This window comes from Amycolatopsis sp. NPDC051071, from assembly GCF_040682875.1.
Classification (GTDB): domain Bacteria; phylum Actinomycetota; class Actinomycetes; order Mycobacteriales; family Pseudonocardiaceae; genus Amycolatopsis.
Genome location: NZ_JBFBBY010000001.1, coordinates 77,966 through 102,081, shown reverse-complemented (window position 1 = coordinate 102,081; position 24,116 = coordinate 77,966). Strand labels below are relative to the sequence as shown.

The window sequence follows — 24,116 nt, the reverse complement described above, 5'->3', positions numbered from 1 at the left end:
ACCCCAGCGACGCGTAGAGCATCGCGGGCAAGGTCCGGAGAGGACAGTGAAACCGGCCGAATGCGGCCGGATGGAGTAAAGCCCGTAACAGCTAGGTCGTCGGCACGACCGGGGCGCGCGTGAGGACGACGGCGAATCCGAACGCCAGCCCCATCACGGTCAGTTCCAGCGTCGCCCATGCGGCCAGCGCCGTGCGGTTGTGCCGGATGATCCGCGGCATCAGTTTCCAGCGCGTGTACGCGCCGAGTCCCGCGATCACGCTGGTACACAACAGTTTCAGCAGCACCAGTTGCCCGTACGGTGTGGTGAACACGCCTTCCCAGAACCCGAGCGACGGGTTGAGCGAGATCTCGATCAGCCCGTTGAACAGCCCGGTCGCCGCGCCGAGGATCAGGCACAGCGTCGCCAGTTTGGAGAATCGCGGCAGCGCGTGCGCCAGCAGTGTCCGGTTCCCGATGAGCAGCACCGTCATCGCGCCGAGCCCACCGGTCCAGGCGACGGCGCTCATCACGTGCAGTTCCATCGAGATCATCGTGTAGTCGTGGTAGTTCCAGTTCGACGCGTGCCCGGTGACCGGCAGCGGCAGCAACGCGAACAACCCGAGCCCGACGCGGACCTCGGCAGGCACCTTTTCACCGTGCTTCAGCGCCAGGATGCCGAGTCCCGCGTGCAGCAACGCCAGTACGGCGACGATCAGCAGTGCCTTCCCGGCGCCGACGTCGGCGATGTAGCTGCCGACGTCGGAGATCGACAGCGTGCTGGAGCCGGGCCGGTACTCGGCGGTCTGCAGGATCAGCGCGACGACGGCGGTCGTCGCCCAGACCAGTGCGGCCGCGACGTTCGCGGGCCGCGCGATACGCATGATCGGCTCGGAAAGTTTCGGCCGGTCGTAGCCGACCAGCACCGAAAGCAGCGCGAGCCCGATCGTGGCGACCGCCGAGATGTCCAGCAGCACCCGCACGATCGGGATGGAGACCGAGACCGCCTCGCTGACCTGCGCGACCCCGGGCACCGGGGCGGTGGCCGTCAGTGCGATACCGATCAGTGCGCCGACGAGTCCCGCCGTCACCACACAGAACAGGACGGCGACGCGGGCGCGCGAGGTGGTCTCGGTCTGTGTCATGACCCGTTCTTCTCCTTGCCACCCGCGCCGGTGCGCAGTGCGACGGTCAGTCCGACGGCGAGCAGGACGACGGCACCGGCGATCCATACCCAGATCGGCACGCCGGACGAACGTTCGCCGCCGGTCGCCGGGGTGGTCGCCGGCTGGCCGTCACCACTCTTGGCCGCGTCGACGGACGCCGGTGTCCCGGTGCCCGCGGCGGTGAGCGTGAACGGGACTTCGCCGGTCACGGAGTGCCCGTCGGCGGACAGGATCCGGTAGCCGATCTTGTACTCACCCGCCGGGCCGAGTGGCCGCAGCGGCACGGTGACGACGCTGTCGCGGACCTGGACCTGGCCTTCGGCCCACTGTCCGCCGCCCGGTCCGATGACCGCGATCTGGTTGACGTTCGCGGCCTCGACGTACTGGTCGAACGTGAGCGTGATCTTCGCGGGACCGGCGGCGACCGAAGCCCCCTTGGCCGGGTCGGACGAGATCAGCACGTTGTGCGCCAGCGCCGGGGTGGCGGTGGCGAGCCACGCCACCCCGGTGATCGCCAGCGCGATAAGCGCTTTCCGCATCTATTCGGTTCCCTCGGTGTTGCCGTTCTTGGCGGACGCCGCCGCCGTGGCGCGGCGGGCGCGAAGGGTGGCACCGGCGCCGACGCCGAGGCCGAGCGCGCCGACGACCAGGCCGGCGCCGCCGAGCCAGCGGGCGGTGTTGTCGGACGACGAAGCCGCCGCGTGCGACTCTTCGGCCTTCGCGTCGGTGCCGCCGTGGCCGTCTTCGCTCTTCTCGGCAAGCTTCACGCTCGGCGCGGGGTGCTCCGGCTCTTCACCGGTGGCCGGGGTCGGCTGGTTCCACTCGACGACCTTGCCGTTCTCATACGTCTGGGTGGCCGGGAACTCCACCGTGTCGAGTGTGGCAGGGAAGGCACCCGCGCTGATCTGGAACTCCTGGAACTCGGTCGAGCCGGCGGCGATTTTGGTGCCGGGCTGCGCGGTCCAGGAGACCTTGGTGACGGCTTCGGTGATCTGCGTGCCGGACGCGGTGGTCACCGGGCTCGGCAGCTTGGATTTGACCACTTCGGCGGTCCAGCCGGGGATCGGCTTGGTGCGAACGGTCCCGAAGGCGTACTCGGGCTTGATGGTGACCTCGACCTTGACCGTGCCGGCGTCCTTCTCCTCGTTGGGGACGCGGAAGAAGATCGAGCCGTAACCGCCCTTCGACACCTGGGGGCCGTAGACGTTGGCGGTGACGTGGGCCGAGGCGATCCCGGCCGACAGCAGGCCGGTGACACCGACGGCGGCGGCCAGGAAACCGGCGCGCTTGAAGACGTGCTTGGACACGAATACTCCTGAACATGGGTGAAACGGCGGGTGCGGGGACCTCGCCGGACCGATGGGGGTGAGCTGGGTTCAGGAGAACAGCGGAGGGCCGCGCCTGCCGTGGACGCGGCGCAGGTCGACCCGGACGAGGTGGCCGGGGCCCGACGGCCGGGCGAGTACCGGCGACGGGGTCGCGGCGGGTACCGGGAGCGCGTTGAGGATGAACGGGACCAGCGTGCGCAGGCAGGCGAGGACGCCGAGCAGCAGTCCGTCGGCCTTGGCCAGCAGCAGCGCGGTGACCAGCGTCGCGACGACGTGCGCCACCGTCATCGCGAGCCCGCCCGAGACGGGTGCGTCGTGCGTCAGTTCGTGGCTGCTCAGGGAGCTGAGCACGAGGTGCATCACGATCTGACCGGCGCCGAGGTCGACGATCGTGGCGAGGGGGCCGCGTGCCTTGGCGGCGAGTGCGGCGGTGTTCCAGCCGATCAGGACGGTGAGCAACAACGTCATCGCCGTATCGGGTACTTCGCCGTCCCCGAGCACGTGAGCGGTCACGGCCAGCGCCGCCGAACTCACGCCGAGCAAGCCACCACGCACTACGCGTAACGCGCTTCGGTGCCGGCTGCCCTTGCTCACGGGGTAAAGGGTATGCGACGTCCGGCCGGATGGTCGATCTCCTCCCGGCGGTTGAGCGGTGAGAAAGACGCTGCCCAGGCGGCGCGTGCGTTTGCCCATTTAGGCCGAATGGGGAAGGTTTGCGGGAAAGAAGCGGTAAACCGGGGTTTGACCGCGTGCGTTCTGGGTAGTCACGCTCCCGATACAGCTACTCCGAATGGGTGAGGACTCTCACTCAGAGGCGGCGGGAGAACCAGCACGCGATGAACCTCTTCGAGTACATCTCGGATCGGTGGGACAAACTCGCCCTCCAAGGGCTTCTCCACGTCAGCGCGGTCGTGCAGTGCACCATCCTCGCCGCCGTGCTCGGCGTACTGATCGGCGTCGCGGTCTACCGCAGCCCGATCGGGTCGGCGGTGGCCACGGCACTCGCGAGCACGATCCTCACCGTCCCCTCCTTCGCACTCTTGGGCCTTCTCATCCCGGTGTTCGGCCTCGGCGCCAACACCACCGTCATCGCACTGGTGCTCTACGCGCTGCTGCCGATCGTGCGGAACACGATCGTCGGGCTGAGCGGCGTCGATCCGGCGGTCAGCGACGCGGCACGCGGGATCGGCATGAGCCGGTTCGGCGTGCTGACCAGGGTCGAGCTGCGGCTCGCCTGGCCCGCGGTCCTCGCCGGGATGCGGGTCGCGACGCAGATGCTCATGGGTATCGCGGTCATCGCGGCCTACGCGAAGGGCCCGGGCCTCGGCTCGGAGGTCTTCTCCGGCCTCACCAACGCGGGGAGCACGAACTCCCTCAACCAGGCACTCACCGGGACGCTCGGGGTGGTCGTCCTCGCGCTGGTCCTCGACGCCGTTTACGTCCTGATCAATCGTTTGACCGTCTCGAGGGGTGTCCGTGGCTGAGCAGCCTGAAACCGTATCCGGCGTCGAAATCGAGCTGGAGAACGTCTCCAAGCGCTACCCCGGCACCCGCGAACCCGCCGTCGACGAGTTCTCGATGGTGGTGCCCGCGGGCAAGATCGTGGTGTTCGTCGGCCCGTCCGGCTGCGGCAAGACCACCACCATGCGGATGATCAACCGGCTGATCGAGCCGACGTCCGGCCGGATCACCATCGGCGGTGACGACGCGCTGAAGCTCGACGTCGACACCCTGCGCCGTCGTATCGGCTACGCGATCCAGCAGGCTGGGCTGTTCCCGCATTTCACCGTCGCGCAGAACATCGCGGTGGTGCCGGGGCTGCTCGGCTGGGACAAGAAGAAGGTCAACGACCGGGTCGAGGAGATGATGGACCTGGTCGGGCTGGACCCGATCGACTTCCGCGACCGTTTCCCGCGTCAGCTCTCCGGTGGACAGCAGCAGCGCGTCGGCGTCGCGCGGGCACTCGCCGCGGACCCGCCGGTACTGCTGATGGACGAACCGTTCGGCGCGGTCGACCCGATCACCCGCGGCAACCTGCAGGACGAACTGCTGCGGCTGCAGACCGAGCTGAAGAAGACGATCGTCTTCGTCACGCACGATTTCGACGAGGCCGTGAAGCTCGGCGACAAGATCGCGGTGCTCGGCAACCAGTCGAAGATCCTCCAGTACGACACCCCGGACGCGATCCTCGCGAACCCGGCCGACGACACGGTCGCCGGTTTCGTCGGTGCCGGCGCCTCGCTGAAGCAGCTGACCCTGCTGCGGGTCCGCGACGTCGAGCTGAAGCAGGACGCGCTGACGGCGGCGGTGAGCGAATCGCCGTCGGACGTCCGCGAGAAGCTGACTCAGCAGCGCAAGCATTTCGTGCTGGTGCTCGACCAGCGGCGCCGTCCGATGCGGTGGGTGCATGTCCGCGAGCTGACCGCGGCGACGTCGCTGGCCACCGCCGGCAAGCCACTGCGTGACTCGGTCAGCCTCCAGTCGACGCTGCAGGACGCGCTCGAAGCCATGCTCGCCGAGGGCGGCAGTGTCCCGGTGACCGGCGCGCGTGGTGAGTACGCCGGGACGATCGAGCTCGACACCGTCATCGCGACGATCCAGCAGCTGCGCGAGGAGCACGCGGACGACAACCCGGCGGAAGGGGTGACCGCATGACGGCCGTCGATACCGGGTTTTCCACCGAGTCCTCGTCGAGAAGTGCCGAACGGGTCCGGCTGTTCGCCCAGCCCGCGGTGGTGCTGCTGATCGTCGTCGGCGTGCTGATCTGGGTGTTCACCAGCGACCTGACCGCGACGGAGAAGGAGACGCTCAACGCCGCCGGGCTGCTCGCGGCGTTGCGCGACCATCTGGCGATGACCATCGTGGTCACCGCGATCGTGGTCGCCGTGGCGGTTCCGCTCGGCGTGCTCGTGACCCGGCCGTACGCGAAGTGGGCGGCGCCGGTGTTCCTGGCGGTCGCGAACATCGGCCAGGCCGCACCCGCGCTCGGTGTGCTGGTGCTGTGGTTCATCGTCACCGGCGCGACCGGCGGGCTGTGGGTCGCGGCGCTGCCGCTGGCGTTCTACTCGCTGCTTCCGGTGCTGCGGAACACGATGGTCGGCCTGCAGCAGATCGACCCGGCGTTCATCGACGCCGGCCGCGGCATCGGCATGTCGGCCTCCGGCGTGCTGTGGCGGGTCGAGTTCCCGCTGGCCATCCCGCTGATCCTGGCCGGTCTGCGTACCTCGCTGGTGCTGGCGGTCGGCACGGCGACGTTCGGCATGTTCGTCAACGCCGGTGGTTTCGGCCTGCTCATCGACACCGGCTACAAGCTCAACCTGACGAAGGTGCTGATCACCGGCTCGGTGCTCGCCGTCGCACTGGCACTGCTGGTGGACTGGCTCGGCGCGGTGGCGGAACAGTTCTTCGGACCGAAGGGATTGCGCTGACATGCGATTGAAGGCGATCTTCGGCGCTGTCCTGTTGTGCGGCACGCTTTCCGCGTGCGGACTCGAGGTCAACACCGCGCTGCCGTACAAAATCGAACCCGGTTCGATCCAGCCCATCGAAGGGCTCAAAGGCGTCGAGGTGACGGTGGGGTCCAAGGACTTCACCGAGAACATCATCCTGGGCTACATGGCCGAGATGGCGCTTTCCGCGGCGGGCGCGGACGTCATCGACCTGACCGACATCAAGGGCTCGAACTCGTCGAGGCAGGCACTGCTCGCCGGCCAGACCGACGTCACCTGGGAATACACCGGCACCGGCTGGATCAACTACCAGGGCAACGAACTCCCCGTCACCGGCGGGGAACAAGCCCAATACGAGGCCACGAAGGTGGCCGACGAGGCGAAGTACGGCGTCACCTGGCTGAACTACTCGCCACTGAACGACCAATACGGCTTCGCGGTCACCGAGGCCTACGGAGCGGCGAACAACCTGAAGACGACGACGGACCTGGCGGCGTTCCTCAAGCAGAAGCCCGACCAGAACGTGTTCTGCCTGGAGACCGAGTTCACCAGCCGTCAGGACGGCTTCCCCGCCGCCGTCCGGGCGTACGGGTTCCAAAACCCGGTGATCAAGAACTTCGGCATCGGCACGATCTACTCGGCCGTGGCGAGCGGGACCTGCCCGATCGGTGAGATCTTCACCACCGACGGCCGGATCGCCGGGCTCAACCTGCGTGTCCTCGAAGACGACAAGAAGGCGTTCCCGCAGTACAACGCCGTGCCGACGCTGCGCTCGGACTTCCTGAAGCAGCACCCGGAACTACGCGGCCCGCTCGAAGCCGTCGCCGCGGCGATCGACAACGAGCAGATGATCGAACTGTGCAAACAGGTCGACGTCGACGGCCGTGACCAAGGCGAAGTCGCCTACGAGTGGATGAAGAAAAAGGGCTTCATCTCCTAGCCCGCCTCCGCTCCCCGGCGTGTCATAAGGGGTCCCCATGAGACGAATTTCGTCCCATGGGGACCCCTTATGACATCCGTGAGGCCCGAAGTGACCGCAGTGACCGCTCAGATCCCCAACCGGTGCAGCAGCTTCCCCTCCAGCTGGTCCAGCTCCCCGGCCACGGCCCGGTGCGCCGCCTTCCGCCGCGCGGCAGGCATCCGCTCCGAAGCGCGAACGGTCGCCGAAAGCTGCTCCAGCGTCCCCTGCGTGTCCTTCGCGAAGGCCACGTCGGCATCAGTCGCCTTCGCGGACTTCTTCAGCTCCGCGAGTCCCTGCGTCAGCCCGGCGATCCGCGCGTGCAGTGCGGCACCGCGCCCGCTGAACTCGCCGAGCTGGTCGACGGCGACGCCGAGCTTCTTCGCCTGATAACGGTCGTATAGCTCTCGTGCGGCACCCGCCGCTCGAACGGCGTACGGCGCGATCACCGGCAGTACGGCCGGACCGAGCACTTTGGCCACCGCGACGACGTTTTTCGCCTTCTTCGGGGTGATCCTGCCTTCGGCCTCGACGGCTTTGGCCTTGCGCGCCATGGCACCTCCCACGCTGTGTCACAGTCGAACTTACTGGTCCCCGAAGTGGCGGGCATGTCGGCTTGCCGGTCGCCTTCTAGAGTGGTGTCCGTGAGTAACGAGGTGCTACTTGATGCGGGAGCGGTGAGCCGTTGCCGGCGTCGCGTGCACCTCGAACACGATCCGGCGATGCGCGAGGTCCCGCTCGCCCCGCCCGACCCCGCCGCGCAGCAGCGGATCGCCGACGCGTCAGCACATCGCGAGGCCATCGTGCGGCGGCTGATGGAAGCGACAGGGCCGGACGCGAGCTGGGTCAAGATCCCTCGCGACCTCTCCGCCGCCGAGCGCGTGCAGCTCACCGAAGAGGCCTTCGCCGCCGAAGCGCACTACATCTGGGGCGCGCTGCTTCCGGTGGATCGCGCGGGTCACCGGCGCGGCGGCTCGGAACTGCTCGTCCGCACCGGCGCCGGTTACGTGCCCGTGCTGGTGGTGCGGCATCGCATCACCGATCGCGGCGCGGGTGCGCCGACCACGGTGATGACCGACCTCGATCCGGCCAACCGGTTGCCGGATCCGGCGCGGAAGATCCGTTCGCAGCCGCGGGACCAGATGCGGCTCGCCCACCTCTACCGGATGCTCGAAACGCTCGGGCGGCACGAAGGGCACCGCGCCATCGGCGGCGTCATCGGACTTGACGCGGACGTCGTCGTCTGGCACGACCTGTCCGCGGGTACCTGGCCGGGCGGCCGTAGCGCGCTGACGGAGTACCAGAGCCGCTTCGCCGACAGGCTCGCCATCGCGAGCGCGGCGGCCGAAGGTGAAGAGCCGCTGGCCGAGCCTTCGCGCGTCCTCGAATGCCGTCGCTGCCCTTGGTGGCCGACGTGCGAGGTCGTGCTCACCGAGACCCGTGACGTCAGCCTCGTCGTCCGCGGCGAGGACGCGATGGAACTCCGCCGCGCCGGGGTGTCCACTGTGGACAAGCTGGCCGCGCTCGATCCGGCCGACGAGCCGCCGCCGATGAACTGGACCGGCGGCACCTTCGCCGACGCGATCATCCTCGCGCGCGCCTGGCTCGCCGATCTCACGATGGTGCGCAAGGTCGATCACGTCGAGGTCCCGCGCGGCGACGTCGAGGTCGACGTCGACATGGAGAGCTTCGGCGATTCCGGCGCGTACCTGTGGGGTTCGCTGCTGACCGGCGCCGACATCGGCGTGGAGCAGGGCTATCGGGCCTTCGCGACCTGGGAGCCATTGCCGACGGCGGACGAGGCGCGGTCGTTCGCGGAGTTCTGGGCGTGGTTCACCGACGTCCGCGAACGCACCCTGGCGGCCGGGCTGACTTTCCGCGCCTACTGCTACAACGCGCTCGCCGAGAACCGCTGGCTCTTCGGGTCCGCCGACCGGTTCGGCGAGTATCCGGGTGTTCCGGCCAAAGCGGAGATCGCGTCCTTTGTGGACTCCGAAGAATGGATCGACCTCTTCCGCAGTGTCACCGACCAGTTCCTGTGCTCGCAGGGCAAGGGGCTCAAGGTGATCGCGCCGGTCGCCGGCTTCGCCTGGCGGGATCCCGAGGCGAGCGGCGAGGCGTCGATGAGCTGGTATCGCGACGCCGTCGGCATGGACGGCGACGTCCCCGACGACGCCCAGCGCGAACGGCTGCTGCGGTACAACGAGGACGACGTCCTGGCCACGCACGCGCTGCGGACCTGGATGACGGACCACGCGCAGACGTCGGTGCCGTATATGCACGACCTCTGATCTCTTACGAACTAAGACACTTGCGATCACTCGCGTTTATGCGCATACTCGTAGACGAGTACTCGTAAGCGAGGAGGGCCGGGTGAAACGACGGAAGGTCGGCAACCTGCTGGCGTTGGCCATCCTGTCCACGCTCGTCGAGCGTCCGATGCATCCGTATGAAATGGCCTCGGTCCTCAAGGCGCGTGGCAAGGATCGCGACATGGGGATCAAATGGGGCTCGTTCTACACGGTGGTCCGCAACCTGGGGAAACACGGTTTCATCGAAGCCGTCGAGAGCAGTCGCGACGGTGCCCGCCCCGAGCGGACGGTGTACCGGATCACCGACGTCGGCCGTGACGAATTGCTCGACTGGCTTCGCGAGCTCCTCGCCGAACTCGCACCGGAGGAGACCAAGTTCGTCGCCGGGCTTTCGGTGATGGCGTGGCTCGGACCGGACGAGGTGATCACCCTGTTCCGCGCCCGCCTGATGGCGCTGGACGAGGAGATCGAGCGTTTCCGCGTCGGACTCGCTCGGTTGCTTGAGGAGATACCACGGCTGGTGCTGCTCGAAGCCGAGTATCAGCTGGCCATGCGGATGGCGGAAGCGGAGTGGGTCCGCTCGATCCTCGGGGAACTGACTTCCGGCTCGATGCCCGGTCTCACCGACTGGCGGACCTTCCACGAGACCGGAGTACTCCCGGCCGACGTGGCCGAGCTTGCCGAAAGGGGGAGCACGACCAGCTGAAAGAACCCCGGCGAGGTGTTGCAGCACCCCGCCGGGGCGAACGATCCCGCAACCGGAACCCGGCCACGAGAAGGCATCTTGAGAATAGCCGGGCTCCGGGCAATCAACCTGGAGAGACCATGTCGAACATCAAGGACAGGAAACGGTTCAAGCTCCTTCCGGAGATGAGTGGTGCGCTGGCGCGGAACTACGCGCGGCAGCGTGGCACCGAGCCGCAGATCGAACTCTGGCGGAAGCAGGCCCGCGAACTCGCCGCGGACCTGCCGGAAGGCGCGAAGATCCTCGAAGTCGCCTTCGGCCCCGGCTACTTCGCCGTCGAACTGGCGCGGCTCGGGTTCGCCGTCACCGGACTCGACGTCGCGGCGACGTTCGTCGAGATCGCGAGCGAGTACGCACGAGCCCAAGGCGTTGACGTCGAGTTCCGCGAAGGGGACGTCGCGGGGATGCCGTTCGACGACGAGTCGTTCGACTTCGTCATCTGCCAGGCCGCGTTCAAGAACTTCGTGTGGCCGGTGAAGGCACTCGACGAGATGTACCGCGTGCTGCGTCCGGGTGGCACGGCCGCGGTGCAGGACATGAACCGGGACGCGACCGACGGCGACATCGTGCGTGAGGTCGAGGGCATGAAGCTCGGCAAGGTGGCCGCGCTCGGCGTCCGTCAGACGCTCGGCCACCTCCGGCGGCGCGCCTACACGCCGGTGCAGTTCGGCGGCCTGGTCGCCGAAACCGCGTTCCGGACCTGTGAGGTCACCACCGAGGGCATCGGCCTGGACGTGCGCCTCACCCGCTCCTGAGATGTCATGAAAGGGTCTTTCCTGACGAAATTCGTCAGGAAAGACCCTTTCCTGACACGCGGGAGCAGGCTCAGCGAGGAGCCATCCGCAGCGAACCGTCCATCCGGACGACCTCGCCGTTCAGGTAGTCGTGGTCGATCAGCGACAACGCGAGCTGCGCGTACTCGTCCGGCCGCGCGAGCCGCTTCGGGAACGGGACGCCTTCGGCCAGCGAAGCGCGGAACTCCTCGCTCACCGTCGCCAGCATCGGGGTGTCGACGATGCCCGGCGCGATGGTCAGCACCCGGATTCCGTGCGACGCGAGGTCGCGCGCGGCGGGCAGCGTCATCCCGACGATGCCGCCCTTGGACGACGCGTACGCCACCTGCCCGATCTGGCCGTCGTAGGCCGCGATCGACGCGGTGTTGATGATGACGCCGCGTGCGTTGTCGGCCAGCGGTTCGGTCTTGGCGATGGCCTCGGAGGCCAGCGTCAGCACGGTGAACGAGCCGATCAGGTTGATCTGGACGACCTTCGCGTACAGCGCGAGGTCGTGCGGGCCCTTCTTCGAAAGGATCCGGGCGGACGGGCCGATCCCGGCGCAGTTCACCACGGTCCGCAGCGGCACCCCGGATTCGGCGGCGGTCGCGACGGCGGTCCGGACCTGCTCCGGATCGGTCACGTCGGCCTCGACGTAGGTGATGCCCTCGACCTGTTCGGCGTTGGCGATGGCACCGGCGAGGTCCAGCGCGAAGACCCGTGCGCCCTTCGCCGCGAGCGCCTTCGCGGTCGCACCGCCGAGCCCGGACGCGCCACCCGTGACGAGCGCCGCGGTATCGGTGATCTGCATGTTCTCCCTTTCACCGGAAACCGCCTCCACCTGTCGGTGAACCCGTGGTCGGCTGATTTCCGCTGGTCGTATCTCCTCCGGTAACCGGCTCCTAGGTTAACGCTCGTTCGCATCGGCGGGGCGGGTGTGTTGGCTCACGTCGGTGCGCAGCATGTCGTGAGGAGTATTCGGGCCTGAAGCATTCCGTTCGCTCGGAGGTCAACTCCGGCTGTCACCTTCAGCAGCATGAGCGCTGCTCGGATCGTGGTGGTGGGGACCGGTTACGTCGGATTGACCACGGGGGCCTGCTTGGCCGGCCTGGGGCATCGAGTCACTTGCGTCGATGTCGACCAGGCGAAGGTCGCAAGGCTCTCCGCCGGACGAGTGGACATCCTGGAGCCGGGATTGTCCGAGCTGGTGTCGAGGGGGCTGACCAGCGGGAGACTCGAATTCGTGGTCGGCGCACGCGAGGCCGTTCGCGACGCGGAGGCCGTTTTCCTTTGTGTGCCAACGCCGATGGGTGCGGGTGGTTCGGCGGATCTGCGGGCCGTCGAAGCCGTGACCACCGAGATCGGCGACGTCATTCCTTCGGGTTGTGCGCTGGTCACCAAATCGACCGTTCCGGTGGGGACGTCGAAGCGCATCCAGGCGATGCTCGGTCGTACGGACGTGCCGGTGGTGTCGAATCCGGAGTTCCTGCGCGAGGGCACCGCGGTCGAGGACTTCCTCGGCCCGGACCGGATCGTCGTCGGCTCCGATGACGTCGCGGCCGCCCGCTGGGTCGGCGACCTCTACGCCGATCTCGCCGCCCCGGTCGTCGTCGCCGACGCGGCCAGCGCGGAACTGGTGAAGTACGCGGCGAACTGCTTCCTCGCGATGAAACTGTCCTATGTGAACTCGATCGCCGAACTGTGCGAACGCCTCGGCGCGGACATCGACCTCGTCACCGAGGGCATGGGCTACGACCGGCGCATCGGCCGCTCGTTCCTCAAGCCCGGCCCCGGCTGGGGCGGCTCGTGCCTGCCGAAGGACACCAGCGCCCTGGTCAAGGTCGCCGAGTCCGTGCAGTACGACTTCACCCTGCTGACCTCGGCGATCGAAGAGAACATCGCGCAGCGGGACCGGATCGTCGCGAAGATCGCCGGCGCCGTCGGCGGCACACTGGCCGGTTCGCGGATCGGCGTCCTCGGGCTGGCGTTCAAGGCCGGGACGAACGACCTGCGTGACTCGCCCGCCCTCGCGGTCGCCTCGGTGCTGGGTGCGCTCGGCGCGGAACTGACCGCCTACGACCCGGCCGTCGGCGGCGAGATCGCCGGGATGACCGTGGTCGACGACCCGTACCAGGTCGCGAAGGGCGCCGACGCCGTCGTCGTGTTGACGGAATGGGACGAGTTCACCCGGCTCGACTGGCATTACCTGGCCGAGCAGATGGACGGCGACTCGATCGTAGACACCCGCAATCTTCTGGAGCCGCAACGGATCCTGGACGCCGGCCTGTCGTGGCAGGGCGTCGGGCGGCCGCGGGCGGCGCTGCGGTGGAAGGTCGCCGTCTCCTGACCCAACCTGCCTCCCTCGGGTGTCATGAAAGGGTCTTTCAGGACAAAAAATGTCCTGAAAGACCCTTTCATGACACCAGGGAGACGAGCGTCATCAGCCCGTCCACGATCTCCTCGGCCGTCGGAGCGTTCTCCGGGTCGAGCATGTGCTGCAGCATCACGCCCGAGTTCAGCGCCACGGCCACCGCGCCGATGCGGCGCTCGTCGGCCTCGGTGAGCGTGTCCTCGTCGATCCCCAGCATGCCGGCCGCCATTCCGCGACGTCCTTCACGCTGCGCCGCGGCGAGCTGTTTCCGCAGCTCAGGGTGGTGCTCGGACTGCACGAACGCCTCGATCGAGGCCATCCACAGCTGCCGGTTGCGCCCGTAAGAGTCGATCATCGCCCGCCAGGACGCCCGGTACTGCTCGTTCACCGGGGCGTCGGGGTCGACAGTGCTCATCGTCTCCCGTTGGATCTCGTTGCCCCAGTCGTCCATCGCCTGGGAGAACGCCGTCAGCAGCAGGGCTTCTCGCGACCCGAAGTGGTAGCCGATCGCCGCGTGACTGACCCCGGCCGCCGCCGCGATGTCCCGCACCGTCGTCCGTGACCAGCCCTTTTCCTTGAGGCACTGGATGGCCCCGCTCATCAGGTCCTCGCGATTTCCCATGCCCGAGATCTTAGACCATCTGGTTTATCCGCTTGGTTTGACCAAATGGATTGACCAAGCGTGCAAATCTGCCGTACGGTCATCCCAACACCACGAACCCACTGGGAGCAGCCATGACGACCACCGTTTTGATCTCCGGCGCCGGCATCGCGGGTCCGGCCCTCGCCTTCTGGCTGCGGGAGCGCGGTTTCGCGCCGACCGTCGTCGAGCGCGCCCCGGCTCTGCGCGAAGGCGGCAGCGCCGTCGACTTCCGCGGCGAGCAGATGACCCTGCTGAAACGCATGGGAATCCTGGAGGACATCCGCGCGAAGGAGACCGCGATGGGCGAGCAGATCGTCGTCGACGCGCGAGGCAAGAAGGTCGCCTCGTTGCCGTCGGTCTTCTTCAGCGGCGAAGTCGAGATCGAGCGAGGAGACCTGACGCGCATCCTCTACGACCACACGAAAGACGACACCGAGTACGTCTTCGGCGACTGGATCACCGGGCTGGACGAGAATCCGGACGGCGTCACCGTCACTTTCGCCAAGGGGGTGTCGCGGAGATTCGACCTCGTCGTCGGCGCGGACGGCCTCCACTCGGGCGTGCGGCGGCTGGCCTTCGGCGACGAAGAGCGGTTCCGCACGGATCTCGGTTTCCACACCGCGGGCTTCACCGTGCCCAACCACCTTGGCCTCGACCACCTTGGCCTGATCCGCAGTGTCCCCGGCCGGACGGTGATGGCCGCCAGCGGTCGCGATGGTTCGGTCGTCAACGTCGGTCTTCTCTTCGCGTCGGAATCGCTGGACGTGCCTCGGCGCGACGTCGAGGCGCAAAAGAAGGTCGTCGTAGAACGCTTCGCCGACTTCGGCTGGGAAATCCCGAAGTTGCTCGAAGGACTCAAGGGCGCCGACGATCTGTACTTCGATTCGCTCAGCCAGATCCACCTGGACAAGTGGTCACAAGGCCGGGTCGTGCTGCTCGGCGACGCTGCTTGGTGCGCGGGGCCGGGTGGTTCCGGGACCGGGCTCGCGATGATGGGCGCGTACGTCCTCGCGGGTGAACTCGCTGCCGCACACGGTGATCACGAAGTCGCCTTCGCGCGCTACGAGGAGAAACTGCGCGGCCCGGTCAAGGTTTCGCAGAAGCAGGCAGCCGGGATCGGCACTTTCCTCGTGCCGAAGTCGCGGTTCATGATCGGCTACCGGAACTTCCTGTACCGGGTGCTGGGTTCGCGGCCCATGACGAAGGTGTTCACCTGGGTGACTTCGCGTGCTGCCAACGCGGCGACGCTCGAAAACTATGACGCTCCCATCGCCGCGCAGGGATAGCTTCGGTGGGTGAGGGATGAGAAGGAGTTCCGGAAGGCCTGCTACGAGGCGGCCCGGCGAACGCGTGGCCGGGTCACCGGGTTCGTGTCCTACCAGACGGGGCCGAACTTCGACCAGGGCGAGATCGCCTATCGCCACCGAACCGCCGCGGTGCTGTGGACCTGGGAACTGGACGGAGAAGTGCGGAACGGCCTCGGCATCGCTGAGGCACCCGTCAGTTGGGGATCGACGACCTTCGTCGACGAGCCAGGATTGCTGGCCGTTCTGGGGGAACTTCTTCCTGGGTATCGGCTGTACGCCCGAGCCGAACTCGAGCAGCCGATCGACCTCTCGACGCCGCCCTGGGTGAGTAACTATCACGCCAAGCACTGGCGGCCCGACACTCTTGGTGAAGCCCTCTTCAACTTCTGGGACTGAAAAAGTAGTTAGCAAAGCGTAGTATCAACCGGGTGTTCACGACCAGGCCGGAACTGGCCGGCACCCACGGCATGGTGGCATCGACGCACTGGCTGGCTTCGGCCACCGGGATGGCGGTGCTGGAAGACGGCGGCAACGCCTTCGACGCGGCGGTAGCGGCCGGGTTCGTCCTGCAGATCGCCGAGCCGCATCTCTGCGGCCCGGCGGGGCAGGTCCCCGGCATCTTCGTCACCGCGAAGGACCGGACGCCCCGAGTGCTCGCGGGCCAAGGGGTTTCGCCCGCGGCCGCGACGTCGGAGTACTTCGCGGACCTCGGGCTCGACCTGATCCCCGGCAGCGGACTGCTCCCCGCGACCGTCCCGGGAGCGTGGGACGGCTGGCTGCTGCTCCTGCGGGATCACGGCACGAAGTCGTTGCGTGCCGTGCTCGGCTACGCGATTTCCTATGCGCGCGACGGGATTCCGCTGGTCAGCCGGGTCGGTGACACGATTCGCGCGGTGCAGGACCTGTTCACCGGGCACTGGCCGACGTCGGCGGCGCTGTGGCTCCCCGGCGGCAAACCCGCCGAGGGGCTGCATCGCAACCCGGCGTTGGCGGATACCTGGGAGCTGCTGCTCGCCGAGGCCGAGTCGGTCAGTGGCCGCGAGGCGCAGATCGACGCGGGACGCCGCGCGTGGTCACAAGGCTTCGTCGCCGAAGCGATCGAGGTGTTCAGCCGCAAGGCCTTCCGCGACGACTCCGGCCGCGACCACGCCGGTCTTCTCACCGGCGAGGACATCGCGGGCTGGGAAGCGACGTACGAAGACGCGCTGCGAGTCGACTTCGGCGACTGGGGCCTGGTGAAAATGGGTGCCTGGACCCAGGGGCCCGCACTCCTGCAGCAAGCGCGATTGCTGGACGGCCTCCGTGACGAATTGTCCTATGTGGACGGTATTCCGACGGAACGCACGGTGCACCTTGCCGTCGAGGCGGCGAAACTCGCGTTCGCCGATCGTGAGGCCTGGTACGGGGATTCTCCCGACGTGCCGATCGAGTTGCTGATCTCTCGCGAGTACGCGGACGCGCGCCGGGCCTTGATCACCGAGGAAGCGTCCGCCGAACTTCGGCCGGGTGGTCCTTCGCCGCGGCTGCCCGCGATTCTCGAAAAGCTGCGCGGTCTCGAAGGCGGTTCCGGCGCCACGGGGGAGCCGACGGTCGGGCCGCTGGGCGAGACGCGCGGCGACACCGTGCACATCGACGTCGTCGACGCGGCCGGGAACATGATCTCCGTGACGCCGTCGGGTGGCTGGCTGCAGTCGAGTCCGACGATTCCGGAACTCGGGTTCTGCCTCGACTCGCGCGGTCAGATGTTCTGGCTCGAACAGGGTCTGCCGAACTCGCTGGCGCCGCGAAAGCGGCCGCGGATCACGCTTTCGCCGTCGATGGGCCTGCGCGACGGCGAGCCGGTGCTGGCGTTCGGGACGCCGGGCGGAGATCAGCAGGATCAGTGGCAGCTGTGTTTCTGGCTGGCGCATACGCTCGGCGGGCTGAACCTGCAGGAGTCGATCGATTCCCCCGCGTGGCATACGACAGCGTTCCCGAGTTCGTTCTACCCGCGCTCCTGGACGCCGCGGGAACTCGTGGTCGAGTCACGACTCGGTCAGTCCACAATGGATGCTCTGGCCGCACGCGGGCACGCGGTCGTCGACGCCGGACCTTGGTCACTGGGGCGGCTTTCCGCCGTCTCGCGCTCCGGTGGCGTCCTGCGTGCCGCCGCGAACGCGCGGGGAATGCAGGGCTACGCCGCCGGTCGCTGACCCTCTGCCTGCCCCGCTGCCACTGCCGCTGACCTGCCGTGAAGGCCTCCTCAGACCCGTGGGTCGGGAAGCCGCCTCGCCACCGTGATCACCCCGATCGTCAGCACCGCCTGGATCCCGATGACCAGGGCGAACGCACCCTTCATACCCAGCGACCCAGCACCGACGGAGGCGAACAGCGTTCCCAAAGTCGCGACACCCAGCGCCATCGCCGCCTGCTGCGACGTCGTCAGCATTCCGCTGCCGACCCCGGCGATCTCCGGCGGCACCTTGGACAGCACGATCCGGAACACCGTCGTCATCGCGAGTCCCTGGCCGAGCCCGCACAGCAGCATCCCCGGCGCGAAATCCAGGACACCCAGATCCGGCCACTCCAGCAACACGGTGCCGATCAGCACCAGCAGTCCGAGCAGTTGTACCGAAAGACCGACGGCCACCACCCGCTGCCCGAACCGCGCCACCAGACGGCTGCTGATCAGGCACATCGCGAAGAACGCCAGTGAAAGCGGCGCCGTCACCAGCCCGGAACCGAACGGGCCGAGGTGCAGGCCGTCCTGCAGGGTCACCGCGAACACGAACATGAACGCGCTGAAACCGACGAAGAACGGCACCCCGACGAACAGTCCCTGCCGCACACTCGGCATCCGCATCACCGACGGCGGCAGGAGCGGAATCTCACCGCGCCGTTCCATCCGGCGTTCGACGCGGACGAACCCGGCCGCGGCGAACGGGAACACCACGAGCAGTGCGATCGTCCACAGTGGCCAGTCCAGCACGGGGCCTTCGGCCAGCGGGAGCAGCAGCGAAACCAGCGCGATCGCCAGGAAAACCGTGCCCCAGCGGTCGATGCCGATCGGGTTGGCCGAGCGGCTCTCCGGGATCAGCCGCCGCGCGATCACCAGTCCGACGATCCCGACCGGCACGTTGACCAGGAAGATCGGCCTCCAGCCCGTGCCCAAGAGATCGGCGGCGACCAGCGCCCCGCCGAGGAACTGGCCGAGCACCATCGAAAGCCCCGCGGTCGCGCCGTAGAGCCCCAGCGCCTTCGACCGGCGCTCACCCGTCGTCGTCGCCTGGATGATCGAAAGCACCTGCGGCAGCATCAACGCGGCGGCCGCCCCCTGCGCGGCCCGCGCCAGCACCAGCGTCAAAGCCGTCGGCGCGATTCCGCAGAGCAGGGACGTCACGGTGAACGAGGCCAGGCCGATCAGGAACAGTTTGCGACGGCCGAAGGCGTCGCCGAGACGGCCGCCGACCACCAGCAGCACCGCGTAGGCGATCCCGTAGGCCGCGACCACCAGTTCCAGGGTGGCCGACGACGCGCGGAGATCGGTGCCGATCGCGGGCAGGGCGATGTTGACGATGAAGAAATCGATGAGGGGAAGTGCCGCCCCCAGCAGCACGGTGACCAGGCCGGCCGAGGTCAGGGCCGGTCCGGCGGCGACGCGGGCAGGCGTCGCCGGAACTTGCGTCGAAGTCATGGATACTACGATCGGCCGATTCCCACCCTGGTACCAGGAGTGTGTTTATCCTGGTACTACCACTACCTGGTAACCCGATCGAAGCTTTGCGAACCTGATGAGGTGACCATGACCGTCGATGCGCGAACGGCCAAGGTGCGACGGCACGAATTGGCCGCCTTCCTGCGCAGCCGTCGCGAGCGCATCACCCCGGACCAGGTCGGCCTGCCGATCAGCGGCAGGCGCCGGACGCCGGGACTGCGCCGTGAAGAGGTCGCGCAGCTGGCCGGGGTCGGGGTCACTTGGTACACCTGGCTCGAACAGGGCCGCGACATCAACGCGTCCGAGCAGGTGCTCGACGCGATCTCCCGCACACTGCGGCTCGACCCGCACGAGCACACGCATTTGTTCACCCTCGCCGGTGCGCCCGAGCCGCCGCTGGAGACGGACTGCAAGCTCCTCAGCCAGAACGTCTATCGGATGATGGACAAGCTGGAGCCGTTCCCCGTCTGTGTGCGCAACGCGCGGTGCGACATCCTCGCCTACAACCGGGCCTACAGCTGGCTGATGGGTGACCTCGACGCGATCCCGTTCGAGGACCGCAACACCCTGGTCCAGTGCCTGACCAACCCCGAATGGCGGCGGAGGCTCCCGGACTGGGAGACCAATCTGCCCCGGGTGGTCGCCGGCTTCCGCGCGGCGATGGCCGAACACCTCGCCGAACCGGCGTGGAAGAACCTGGTCAAGCGGCTGCGGCAGGAGTCCGACGTCTTCGAGCGGATGTGGAAGGAGCACGACGTCTCCGGCGAACGCATCGTGCTCAAGCGGTACCTGCACCCGGACGTCGGCCTGCTGCGCTTCGAGTTCTCCTACCTGTATCTCGGGCGGCGCTCCGAGATCTCGCTCGCGACGCTCACCCCGGCCGACGAGGAGACCGCGGCGAAACTACCCGGCTCCTTCTGAAGAGGGAGCCGGACCAGGCTCGCGAGGGAGTCTTTCCCCGGCGCGAACGCCGACGCTGAGAGCATGACCGCAGCAGTCGCCGCCCCCAAGATCTCCAGTGCCCGCCTGATCGTCTGTTACGCGGCGATCCTCGGCACCCTCCCGTATCTGACGCTCAAAGCATCGTGGGTCACCGGTGGTGATCTCGGCCTCCGAGATCCCTCTTTCGTGGATTCGGGCCTGATGCGTTTCGCGAACCTGCTCACCGGCGGGATGGACGTCGTCGCGGTGGTGCTCGCGCTGGCGTTCACCTACTCCTGGGGCCGCCGGATCCCCGCGCCGCTCGTGCTGTTCCCGATCTGGATCGGCACCGGGCTGCTCGCGCCGATCGTGCTGAACCTCCCGGTGATCGTCGCCGACCTGACGAAGCCGGAACTGGACGAAATGCCGCTGGAGAACTGGGTCTGGGCCGTCGTCTACGGCGGTTTCGCCTGGCAAGGCGTCCTGCTGCTGACCGCGTTCGTGCTCTACGCCCGCGACCGCTGGTGGTTCGTCGTCACCGGCACCGTCCGCCCCGGCTCGATCGGCGTGACGGGCGGGCTCGGTATCGCCGCCGCTCTCGGCGCCGCGACCGCCCACGTGTTCTGGTCGTTCAGCACCGGCGGGATGTCGGCCCGCGGTCAGGACGTCGTCGTCGCGGTACTCGCCGTGCTGGCCGCGATCGCGCTGGCGACCGTGTCACGGGGCCGGTTCTGGCCGCGGTTGGTGCTGGTGTGGACCGGCGCCGGGGCGATGGCGGGCTCCGGGGCGTGGGCCCTGTTCAGCGCGTTCGGCATGAGCGCGTCCGGACTGGGGCACGTGCCGATGCTGGCCGTGCAGGTGGTCGGCGGGGTGCTGATGATGACGTCGGTGCTGCGCCGGCTACCGCACGCGGCGTAGCCGGGAAGCCGCTTTTCAACGGACGCAGTACGCCTGCACTCCGGGTAGCTTTCGTCGTGTGTCGCTGAAAGACAGGTCTCCGTGGAGCCACTGGGCAGGTCGCGTACTGCGGGTGGTGCTGCCGCTGGGTTTCGTCCTCGGTGCCACGAGCAGCGCGGCCCGATGGCAGCCGGGTGCGCAGGCGCTGACCACGTTCGGTGCGTTGTGGCTGATCGCCATCGCGCTGCCGTTGCTGGTGGTTCACCGGTTCCCGATGCCGATCTTCCTGCTCACTTCCGCGCTGACGCTGGGCTACTACGCGTCGGGGAACCCCGGTGGCCCGGCGATCGTGCTGCCGACGATCGCGTTGTTCGTGCTCACGAAGAGCCGCGGGCCGCTGGCCGCCGGGATCACCGGCGGATCGCTTCTCGCGGCCGCCGGCGTCGCGTTGTTCGTCCGGCACGGATTCGGCACCTTCGATCTCCGGGCCGGGCTCGGTGTCGTCTGGGTGATCGCGGTCGTCGGGATCGGGACGGCGGTGCGCAACGGGCTCGCCGCCGCGCGGGCCCGGCGCGAGCAGGCCGACGAGCACCGGCATCGGCTGGCCGAGCAGGAGCGGCTCACCATCGCCCGCGAGGTGCACGACGTCGTCGCGCACAGCCTCGCGATGATCAACGTCCAGGCCGGGGTTGCCGCGCATGTCGCCGACCGGCGGCCGGAGCAGGCGAAAGAGGCGTTGCTCAATATCAAGGAAGCGAGCGCTTCGGCGCTGAAGGACCTTCGCGCGACACTCGCCGTGCTGCGGTCCGGTGAGGACAAGGCTCCCGCGCCGAGCCTCGCCCAGGCAGGTGAGCTGTTCGAGCACGCACGTGCCGCCGGACTGGAGGTCCGCGTGGACGGTGAACCGGGCGAGTTGCCCGCGCCCGTCGACGGCGCCGCGTACCGGATCCTGCAGGAATCGCTGACGAACGTGGTCCGCCACGCGAACCAGGCACGCGGCGTCGACGTGCGGTTCGAGCGCAAAACCGGTGCGCTGATCCTGCTCGTCCGCGACGATGGCCGTGGTGCCGTCGAAACCGCGCCAGGGCACGGCTTGCGTGGGATGTCCGAACGGGCGGCCGTACTGGGTGGCACGTTCGGCACGGCCGTGGTGGACGGCGGTTTCCAGGTGCGCGTGGAGTTGCCGATCGAGGGGGAGCTATGACGATCCGGGTGGTCCTCGCCGACGACCAGGCGCTGGTGCGCGCGGGTTTCCGGGTGCTGTTGGAGACCGAGGACGGTTTCGAAGTCTGCGGCGAGGCCGGTGACGGCGAGCAAGCCGTCGCGGCCGCCGCCGAGCACAAACCGGACATCGTGGTGATGGACATCCGCATGCCCGGCGTCGACGGGCTCGAAGCGACCCGCCGGATCACCGCGAACCCCGAGCTGGCCGGGGTAAAGGTCCTGGTCCTGACCACTTTCGACGTCGACGAGTACGTTTACGAGGCTTTGCGCGCGGGCGCGAGTGGGTTTCTGCTGAAGGACACCGAACCCGTGGAACTGCTGCGGGCGTTGAAGGTGGTCGCCGCGGGCGAGGCGCTGCTGGCGCCGACGGTGACCAGGCGGCTGATCGCGGAGTTCGTCGAAAGGCCGGAGAATCGCCGCATCGACGTGAGCGCCGTCCGCCAGATCACCGACCGCGAACGCGAGGTACTCGGCCTGGTCGCCGGCGGCATGTCGAACGACGAGATCGCCGCGCATCTGGTGATCTCCACGGCCACCGCGCGCACCCACGTCAGCCGCATCATGACGAAGATCGGGGCGCGGGACCGCGCGCAGCTGGTGGTGCTGGCTTACGAGTCAGGCCTGGTCAGCCCCCGGCGGGGCTGAGCGGATTCCCCCAAAAAGCTGAGATTGCCAAAGTTTGTCGTGAATCACGGGGCGTGATCGAGGGTGGCGAATCGTTGACCCTCCGTTGAAGTGCCGACAGTCAGACACTGATCCGATCAGCCTCCGGAAGGCTGTGCATTTGCACGTGCAGCGTCACGTCCGGCTTGCGTTCACTTCGACCAGGGGAAACTTTGGGCCCGGCAAAACGGCCGATGATTTCCGTTGGACAAAGACAAACCATATGTACGTACTGCTAATCCTGATTTCCCGGTGGTTTCAGCCGTGATTCGCGGAAACTGGCGGCGTCTTCGTGCACGATCCGTGACATTCCTCTGCCGGGTTGCCCGAAAGTACTGTCACTTTCCGTTGTGAAGTGGTCGATCGAGGGCTCCCTGTACGGGTGCGTTCGCCCTTGCGTTGCTTTCTTGCAATGCCGCTGAGCACTAGTCTTCGCCAGTAAGGCCGTGCGGTGACGTCACCTACTGGACGTGATTCTCACCCGGCCGGGCAAGGACTTGAAAAACTTCAAGATCGCTTTTCTTCTCACTGGGAGTCACTATTGGCGTCGAATACACCTGATCCCCTGCTGGTGATCACCGCGGGCGTCGTCGTTCTCGCCTACATCGTCTTCGCCGCGATCCTGACCCGGCTCCTGCTCGACGGGAAGGTCGCCCAGCCCGCCAGGATCATCGGCTCGGTGGCGGCCTTGGTGGCAGGCCTTCCCGCCATCCTCTACGCGTTCGCGGCGGTGGTGAGCTGATGGCCCGGACCTTCCTGGAGACACTCACCGAGCGGCAGCGGCGGCGGCTGACCGAACTCGGCAAACATGTCGACCACACGGCAGGCGCGAACCTGGCGAACCAGGCGGATCCGGCTCCGCCGGTGCTCATCGTGCAGTCGGGCTTCGTGAAAGCACTGCGTACGGCGCAGGGTGACACTCCGCCCATGATCGTCGACCTGCTCGGCGCCGGTGACGTCCTCGGACTGGAGGACTGCCTGATCGGATGGACGAGCCACCTCGCGTATGTCGCCACGAAACCGGTCCGGGTCCTCGAAATCCCGCAGAAGGCCTTTCGCGCCTTTCTCCACGACAACAAACAGGTGATGGGCGTCGCCGCCGAAGCACTGGCCTTCCGGCTGCGGCTCCGGGACGTCGCGCTGGGCTTCGCCCCGGCCAAAATCCGGAGCAGGTTGACCGCGTTCCTGACCCGGTTGCAGGTGGTCTACGGAGTGCCAGTAGAGGACCGCGTCGTCATCGACGTCGGCCTGAACCACGCGGATATCGCGTCCGCGATCGGGGCGTCACCCGCGTCAGTGCATTCCGAGATGGTGAAACTGAAGAACGAGGGCTATCTGACGACGGGATACAAGACGATTCACCTCAAGAAACAGCTGAGGGAAGACGGCCCTCCGCTTTTCCCCGAGGTTCCCGCGGCTCGCGGGGCCCGATCGCGGCGGGCCGAGCCGGTCAGGCCGAAAATGCTCAGCCGCGCTTCAGCGCAACCGCGAGCCGTATGACGAATACGACGGCCAGCGCGGCGACCAGGGCGATTTCCCAGGCCATGGTGGCTCCTCCTCATCCGGCATCCGAAGACTCCGATGCTCTGCTTATAGGGCGCATCACTGGGGGAGGACGTTCACCGACACGGCCTAACTCACTCGAACGGACGAAGCTCGCGCCTACCCCCAGTTCTTAGCGAGCTGA

At 67.7% G+C, this 24,116-nt stretch carries 25 protein-coding genes; 17 read left to right on the top strand and 8 right to left on the bottom strand.

The window, feature by feature from the left end:
• Window positions 1-91: 91 nt before the first annotated feature.
• The 4 genes from AB0M65_RS00515 to AB0M65_RS00500 all read right to left on the bottom strand — a co-directional run bounded on the left by AB0M65_RS00515 (window position 92) and on the right by AB0M65_RS00500 (window position 3,006).
• On the bottom strand, window positions 92-1,123 hold the full coding sequence (locus AB0M65_RS00515) for a CopD family protein (protein ID WP_364019121.1): 1,032 nt from the start codon (window positions 1,121-1,123) through the stop codon (window positions 92-94).
• Entirely contained in the window at window positions 1,120-1,683 is a 564-nt protein-coding gene (locus AB0M65_RS00510) for a copper resistance CopC family protein (protein ID WP_364019118.1), read from the bottom strand. The genes AB0M65_RS00515 and AB0M65_RS00510 overlap by 4 nt, the downstream gene beginning before the upstream one ends.
• Entirely contained in the window at window positions 1,684-2,451 is a 768-nt protein-coding gene (locus tag AB0M65_RS00505) for a YcnI family protein (protein WP_364019115.1), read from the bottom strand.
• 69 nt (window positions 2,452-2,520) lie between these two features.
• Complete coding sequence (locus AB0M65_RS00500; protein ID WP_364019264.1) at window positions 2,521-3,006, bottom strand: hypothetical protein; 486 nt, start codon at window positions 3,004-3,006, stop codon at window positions 2,521-2,523.
• Window positions 3,007-3,308: 302 nt separating this feature from the next.
• Between AB0M65_RS00500 and AB0M65_RS00495 the strand changes: the two genes are divergently transcribed.
• From AB0M65_RS00495 to AB0M65_RS00480, 4 genes are read left to right on the top strand one after another with little or no spacing between them, the layout of a single operon-like run.
• A complete protein-coding gene (locus AB0M65_RS00495; protein ID WP_364019261.1) occupies window positions 3,309-3,956 on the top strand; it encodes an ABC transporter permease in 648 nt (215 codons plus the stop codon).
• Window positions 3,949-5,127 (top strand): ABC transporter ATP-binding protein, encoded by a 1,179-nt coding sequence (locus tag AB0M65_RS00490; protein ID WP_364019112.1) that lies wholly within the window; start codon window positions 3,949-3,951, stop codon window positions 5,125-5,127. The genes AB0M65_RS00495 and AB0M65_RS00490 overlap by 8 nt, the downstream gene beginning before the upstream one ends.
• Window positions 5,124-5,900: an ABC transporter permease gene (locus AB0M65_RS00485; protein ID WP_364019109.1), complete on the top strand. Its 777-nt coding sequence runs from the start codon at window positions 5,124-5,126 to the stop codon at window positions 5,898-5,900. The genes AB0M65_RS00490 and AB0M65_RS00485 overlap by 4 nt, the downstream gene beginning before the upstream one ends.
• A 1-nt stretch (window position 5,901) precedes the next feature.
• Window positions 5,902-6,861 carry a glycine betaine ABC transporter substrate-binding protein gene (locus AB0M65_RS00480; RefSeq protein WP_364019106.1) on the top strand — a complete coding sequence of 320 codons (960 nt, stop codon included), beginning with the start codon at window positions 5,902-5,904 and terminating at the stop codon, window positions 6,859-6,861.
• Between the two features lie 107 nt (window positions 6,862-6,968).
• Here the strand turns inward: AB0M65_RS00480 and AB0M65_RS00475 are convergent, their stop codons facing one another.
• Window positions 6,969-7,433 carry a DUF6474 family protein gene (locus AB0M65_RS00475; protein WP_364019103.1) on the bottom strand — a complete coding sequence of 155 codons (465 nt, stop codon included), beginning with the start codon at window positions 7,431-7,433 and terminating at the stop codon, window positions 6,969-6,971.
• Window positions 7,434-7,514: 81 nt separating this feature from the next.
• Here AB0M65_RS00475 and AB0M65_RS00470 point away from each other — a divergent pair, with 81 nt between their 5' ends.
• The 3 genes from AB0M65_RS00470 to AB0M65_RS00460 all read left to right on the top strand — a co-directional run bounded on the left by AB0M65_RS00470 (window position 7,515) and on the right by AB0M65_RS00460 (window position 10,691).
• Window positions 7,515-9,170, top strand: a complete 1,656-nt coding sequence (locus AB0M65_RS00470) for a TM0106 family RecB-like putative nuclease (RefSeq protein ID WP_364019100.1) — start codon at window positions 7,515-7,517, stop codon at window positions 9,168-9,170.
• Window positions 9,171-9,252: 82 nt separating this feature from the next.
• A complete protein-coding gene (locus AB0M65_RS00465; RefSeq protein WP_364019097.1) occupies window positions 9,253-9,897 on the top strand; it encodes a PadR family transcriptional regulator in 645 nt (214 codons plus the stop codon).
• 119 nt (window positions 9,898-10,016) lie between these two features.
• Window positions 10,017-10,691, top strand: a complete 675-nt coding sequence (locus AB0M65_RS00460) for a class I SAM-dependent methyltransferase (RefSeq protein ID WP_364019094.1) — start codon at window positions 10,017-10,019, stop codon at window positions 10,689-10,691.
• A 70-nt stretch (window positions 10,692-10,761) separates the two neighbouring features.
• On the opposite strand, the gene AB0M65_RS00455 is transcribed toward AB0M65_RS00460, so the two are convergent.
• Entirely contained in the window at window positions 10,762-11,520 is a 759-nt protein-coding gene (locus tag AB0M65_RS00455) for an SDR family NAD(P)-dependent oxidoreductase (RefSeq protein WP_364019091.1), read from the bottom strand.
• Between the two features lie 225 nt (window positions 11,521-11,745).
• On the opposite strand from AB0M65_RS00455, the gene AB0M65_RS00450 reads away from it, so the two are divergent.
• Complete coding sequence (locus AB0M65_RS00450; protein WP_364019088.1) at window positions 11,746-13,056, top strand: UDP-glucose/GDP-mannose dehydrogenase family protein; 1,311 nt, start codon at window positions 11,746-11,748, stop codon at window positions 13,054-13,056.
• Between the two features lie 67 nt (window positions 13,057-13,123).
• On the opposite strand, the gene AB0M65_RS00445 is transcribed toward AB0M65_RS00450, so the two are convergent.
• The gene (locus AB0M65_RS00445) at window positions 13,124-13,702 is read right to left on the bottom strand and encodes a TetR/AcrR family transcriptional regulator (protein ID WP_364019085.1); all 579 of its coding nucleotides are present in this window, start codon (window positions 13,700-13,702) and stop codon (window positions 13,124-13,126) included.
• Window positions 13,703-13,815: 113 nt separating this feature from the next.
• On the opposite strand from AB0M65_RS00445, the gene AB0M65_RS00440 reads away from it, so the two are divergent.
• Genes AB0M65_RS00440 through AB0M65_RS00430 form a run of 3 tightly spaced genes read left to right on the top strand, consistent with a single transcriptional unit; the run spans window position 13,816 to window position 17,222 of the window.
• Window positions 13,816-15,009: an FAD-dependent monooxygenase gene (locus tag AB0M65_RS00440; protein ID WP_364019082.1), complete on the top strand. Its 1,194-nt coding sequence runs from the start codon at window positions 13,816-13,818 to the stop codon at window positions 15,007-15,009.
• A gap of 9 nt (window positions 15,010-15,018) precedes the next feature.
• Complete coding sequence (locus AB0M65_RS00435; RefSeq protein WP_364019079.1) at window positions 15,019-15,426, top strand: hypothetical protein; 408 nt, start codon at window positions 15,019-15,021, stop codon at window positions 15,424-15,426.
• A 32-nt stretch (window positions 15,427-15,458) separates the two neighbouring features.
• The gene (locus AB0M65_RS00430; protein WP_364019076.1) at window positions 15,459-17,222 is read left to right on the top strand and encodes a gamma-glutamyltransferase; all 1,764 of its coding nucleotides are present in this window, start codon (window positions 15,459-15,461) and stop codon (window positions 17,220-17,222) included.
• A gap of 50 nt (window positions 17,223-17,272) precedes the next feature.
• On the opposite strand, the gene AB0M65_RS00425 is transcribed toward AB0M65_RS00430, so the two are convergent.
• The gene (locus AB0M65_RS00425; RefSeq protein WP_364019074.1) at window positions 17,273-18,703 is read right to left on the bottom strand and encodes an MFS transporter; all 1,431 of its coding nucleotides are present in this window, start codon (window positions 18,701-18,703) and stop codon (window positions 17,273-17,275) included.
• Between the two features lie 108 nt (window positions 18,704-18,811).
• Between AB0M65_RS00425 and AB0M65_RS00420 the strand changes: the two genes are divergently transcribed.
• The 6 genes from AB0M65_RS00420 to AB0M65_RS00395 all read left to right on the top strand — a co-directional run bounded on the left by AB0M65_RS00420 (window position 18,812) and on the right by AB0M65_RS00395 (window position 23,929).
• Window positions 18,812-19,645 carry a helix-turn-helix transcriptional regulator gene (locus tag AB0M65_RS00420; protein WP_364019071.1) on the top strand — a complete coding sequence of 278 codons (834 nt, stop codon included), beginning with the start codon at window positions 18,812-18,814 and terminating at the stop codon, window positions 19,643-19,645.
• A gap of 63 nt (window positions 19,646-19,708) precedes the next feature.
• Complete coding sequence (locus AB0M65_RS00415) at window positions 19,709-20,563, top strand: hypothetical protein (RefSeq protein ID WP_364019068.1); 855 nt, start codon at window positions 19,709-19,711, stop codon at window positions 20,561-20,563.
• 58 nt (window positions 20,564-20,621) lie between these two features.
• Window positions 20,622-21,746 (top strand): sensor histidine kinase, encoded by a 1,125-nt coding sequence (locus AB0M65_RS00410; RefSeq protein WP_364019065.1) that lies wholly within the window; start codon window positions 20,622-20,624, stop codon window positions 21,744-21,746.
• The gene (locus AB0M65_RS00405; protein WP_364019062.1) at window positions 21,743-22,411 is read left to right on the top strand and encodes a response regulator transcription factor; all 669 of its coding nucleotides are present in this window, start codon (window positions 21,743-21,745) and stop codon (window positions 22,409-22,411) included. Before AB0M65_RS00410 ends, AB0M65_RS00405 begins: the two co-directional genes overlap by 4 nt.
• Before the next feature lie 559 nt (window positions 22,412-22,970).
• A complete protein-coding gene (locus AB0M65_RS00400) occupies window positions 22,971-23,171 on the top strand; it encodes a hypothetical protein (protein WP_364019059.1) in 201 nt (66 codons plus the stop codon).
• Window positions 23,171-23,929 (top strand): Crp/Fnr family transcriptional regulator, encoded by a 759-nt coding sequence (locus tag AB0M65_RS00395; protein WP_364019056.1) that lies wholly within the window; start codon window positions 23,171-23,173, stop codon window positions 23,927-23,929. Before AB0M65_RS00400 ends, AB0M65_RS00395 begins: the two co-directional genes overlap by 1 nt.
• The last annotated feature ends 187 nt before the right edge of the window (window positions 23,930-24,116 follow it).

Bases quoted from the DNA above. Each gene is read 5' to 3' on its own strand.
- AB0M65_RS00515 (WP_364019121.1), bottom strand. From the start codon at position 1,123: ATGACACAGACCGAGACCACCTCGCGCGCCCGCGTCGCCGTCCTGTTC.
- AB0M65_RS00510 (WP_364019118.1), bottom strand. From the start codon at position 1,683: ATGCGGAAAGCGCTTATCGCGCTGGCGATCACCGGGGTGGCGTGGCTC.
- AB0M65_RS00495 (WP_364019261.1), top strand. From the start codon at position 3,309: ATGAACCTCTTCGAGTACATCTCGGATCGGTGGGACAAACTCGCCCTC.
- AB0M65_RS00485 (WP_364019109.1), top strand. From the start codon at position 5,124: ATGACGGCCGTCGATACCGGGTTTTCCACCGAGTCCTCGTCGAGAAGT.
- AB0M65_RS00480 (WP_364019106.1), top strand. From the start codon at position 5,902: ATGCGATTGAAGGCGATCTTCGGCGCTGTCCTGTTGTGCGGCACGCTT.
- AB0M65_RS00475 (WP_364019103.1), bottom strand. From the start codon at position 7,433: ATGGCGCGCAAGGCCAAAGCCGTCGAGGCCGAAGGCAGGATCACCCCG.
- AB0M65_RS00460 (WP_364019094.1), top strand. From the start codon at position 10,017: ATGTCGAACATCAAGGACAGGAAACGGTTCAAGCTCCTTCCGGAGATG.
- AB0M65_RS00455 (WP_364019091.1), bottom strand. From the start codon at position 11,520: ATGCAGATCACCGATACCGCGGCGCTCGTCACGGGTGGCGCGTCCGGG.
- AB0M65_RS00450 (WP_364019088.1), top strand. From the start codon at position 11,746: ATGAGCGCTGCTCGGATCGTGGTGGTGGGGACCGGTTACGTCGGATTG.
- AB0M65_RS00445 (WP_364019085.1), bottom strand. From the start codon at position 13,702: ATGGGAAATCGCGAGGACCTGATGAGCGGGGCCATCCAGTGCCTCAAG.
- AB0M65_RS00440 (WP_364019082.1), top strand. From the start codon at position 13,816: ATGACGACCACCGTTTTGATCTCCGGCGCCGGCATCGCGGGTCCGGCC.
- AB0M65_RS00425 (WP_364019074.1), bottom strand. From the start codon at position 18,703: ATGACTTCGACGCAAGTTCCGGCGACGCCTGCCCGCGTCGCCGCCGGA.
- AB0M65_RS00420 (WP_364019071.1), top strand. From the start codon at position 18,812: ATGACCGTCGATGCGCGAACGGCCAAGGTGCGACGGCACGAATTGGCC.
- AB0M65_RS00415 (WP_364019068.1), top strand. From the start codon at position 19,709: ATGACCGCAGCAGTCGCCGCCCCCAAGATCTCCAGTGCCCGCCTGATC.
- AB0M65_RS00405 (WP_364019062.1), top strand. From the start codon at position 21,743: ATGACGATCCGGGTGGTCCTCGCCGACGACCAGGCGCTGGTGCGCGCG.
- AB0M65_RS00395 (WP_364019056.1), top strand. From the start codon at position 23,171: ATGGCCCGGACCTTCCTGGAGACACTCACCGAGCGGCAGCGGCGGCGG.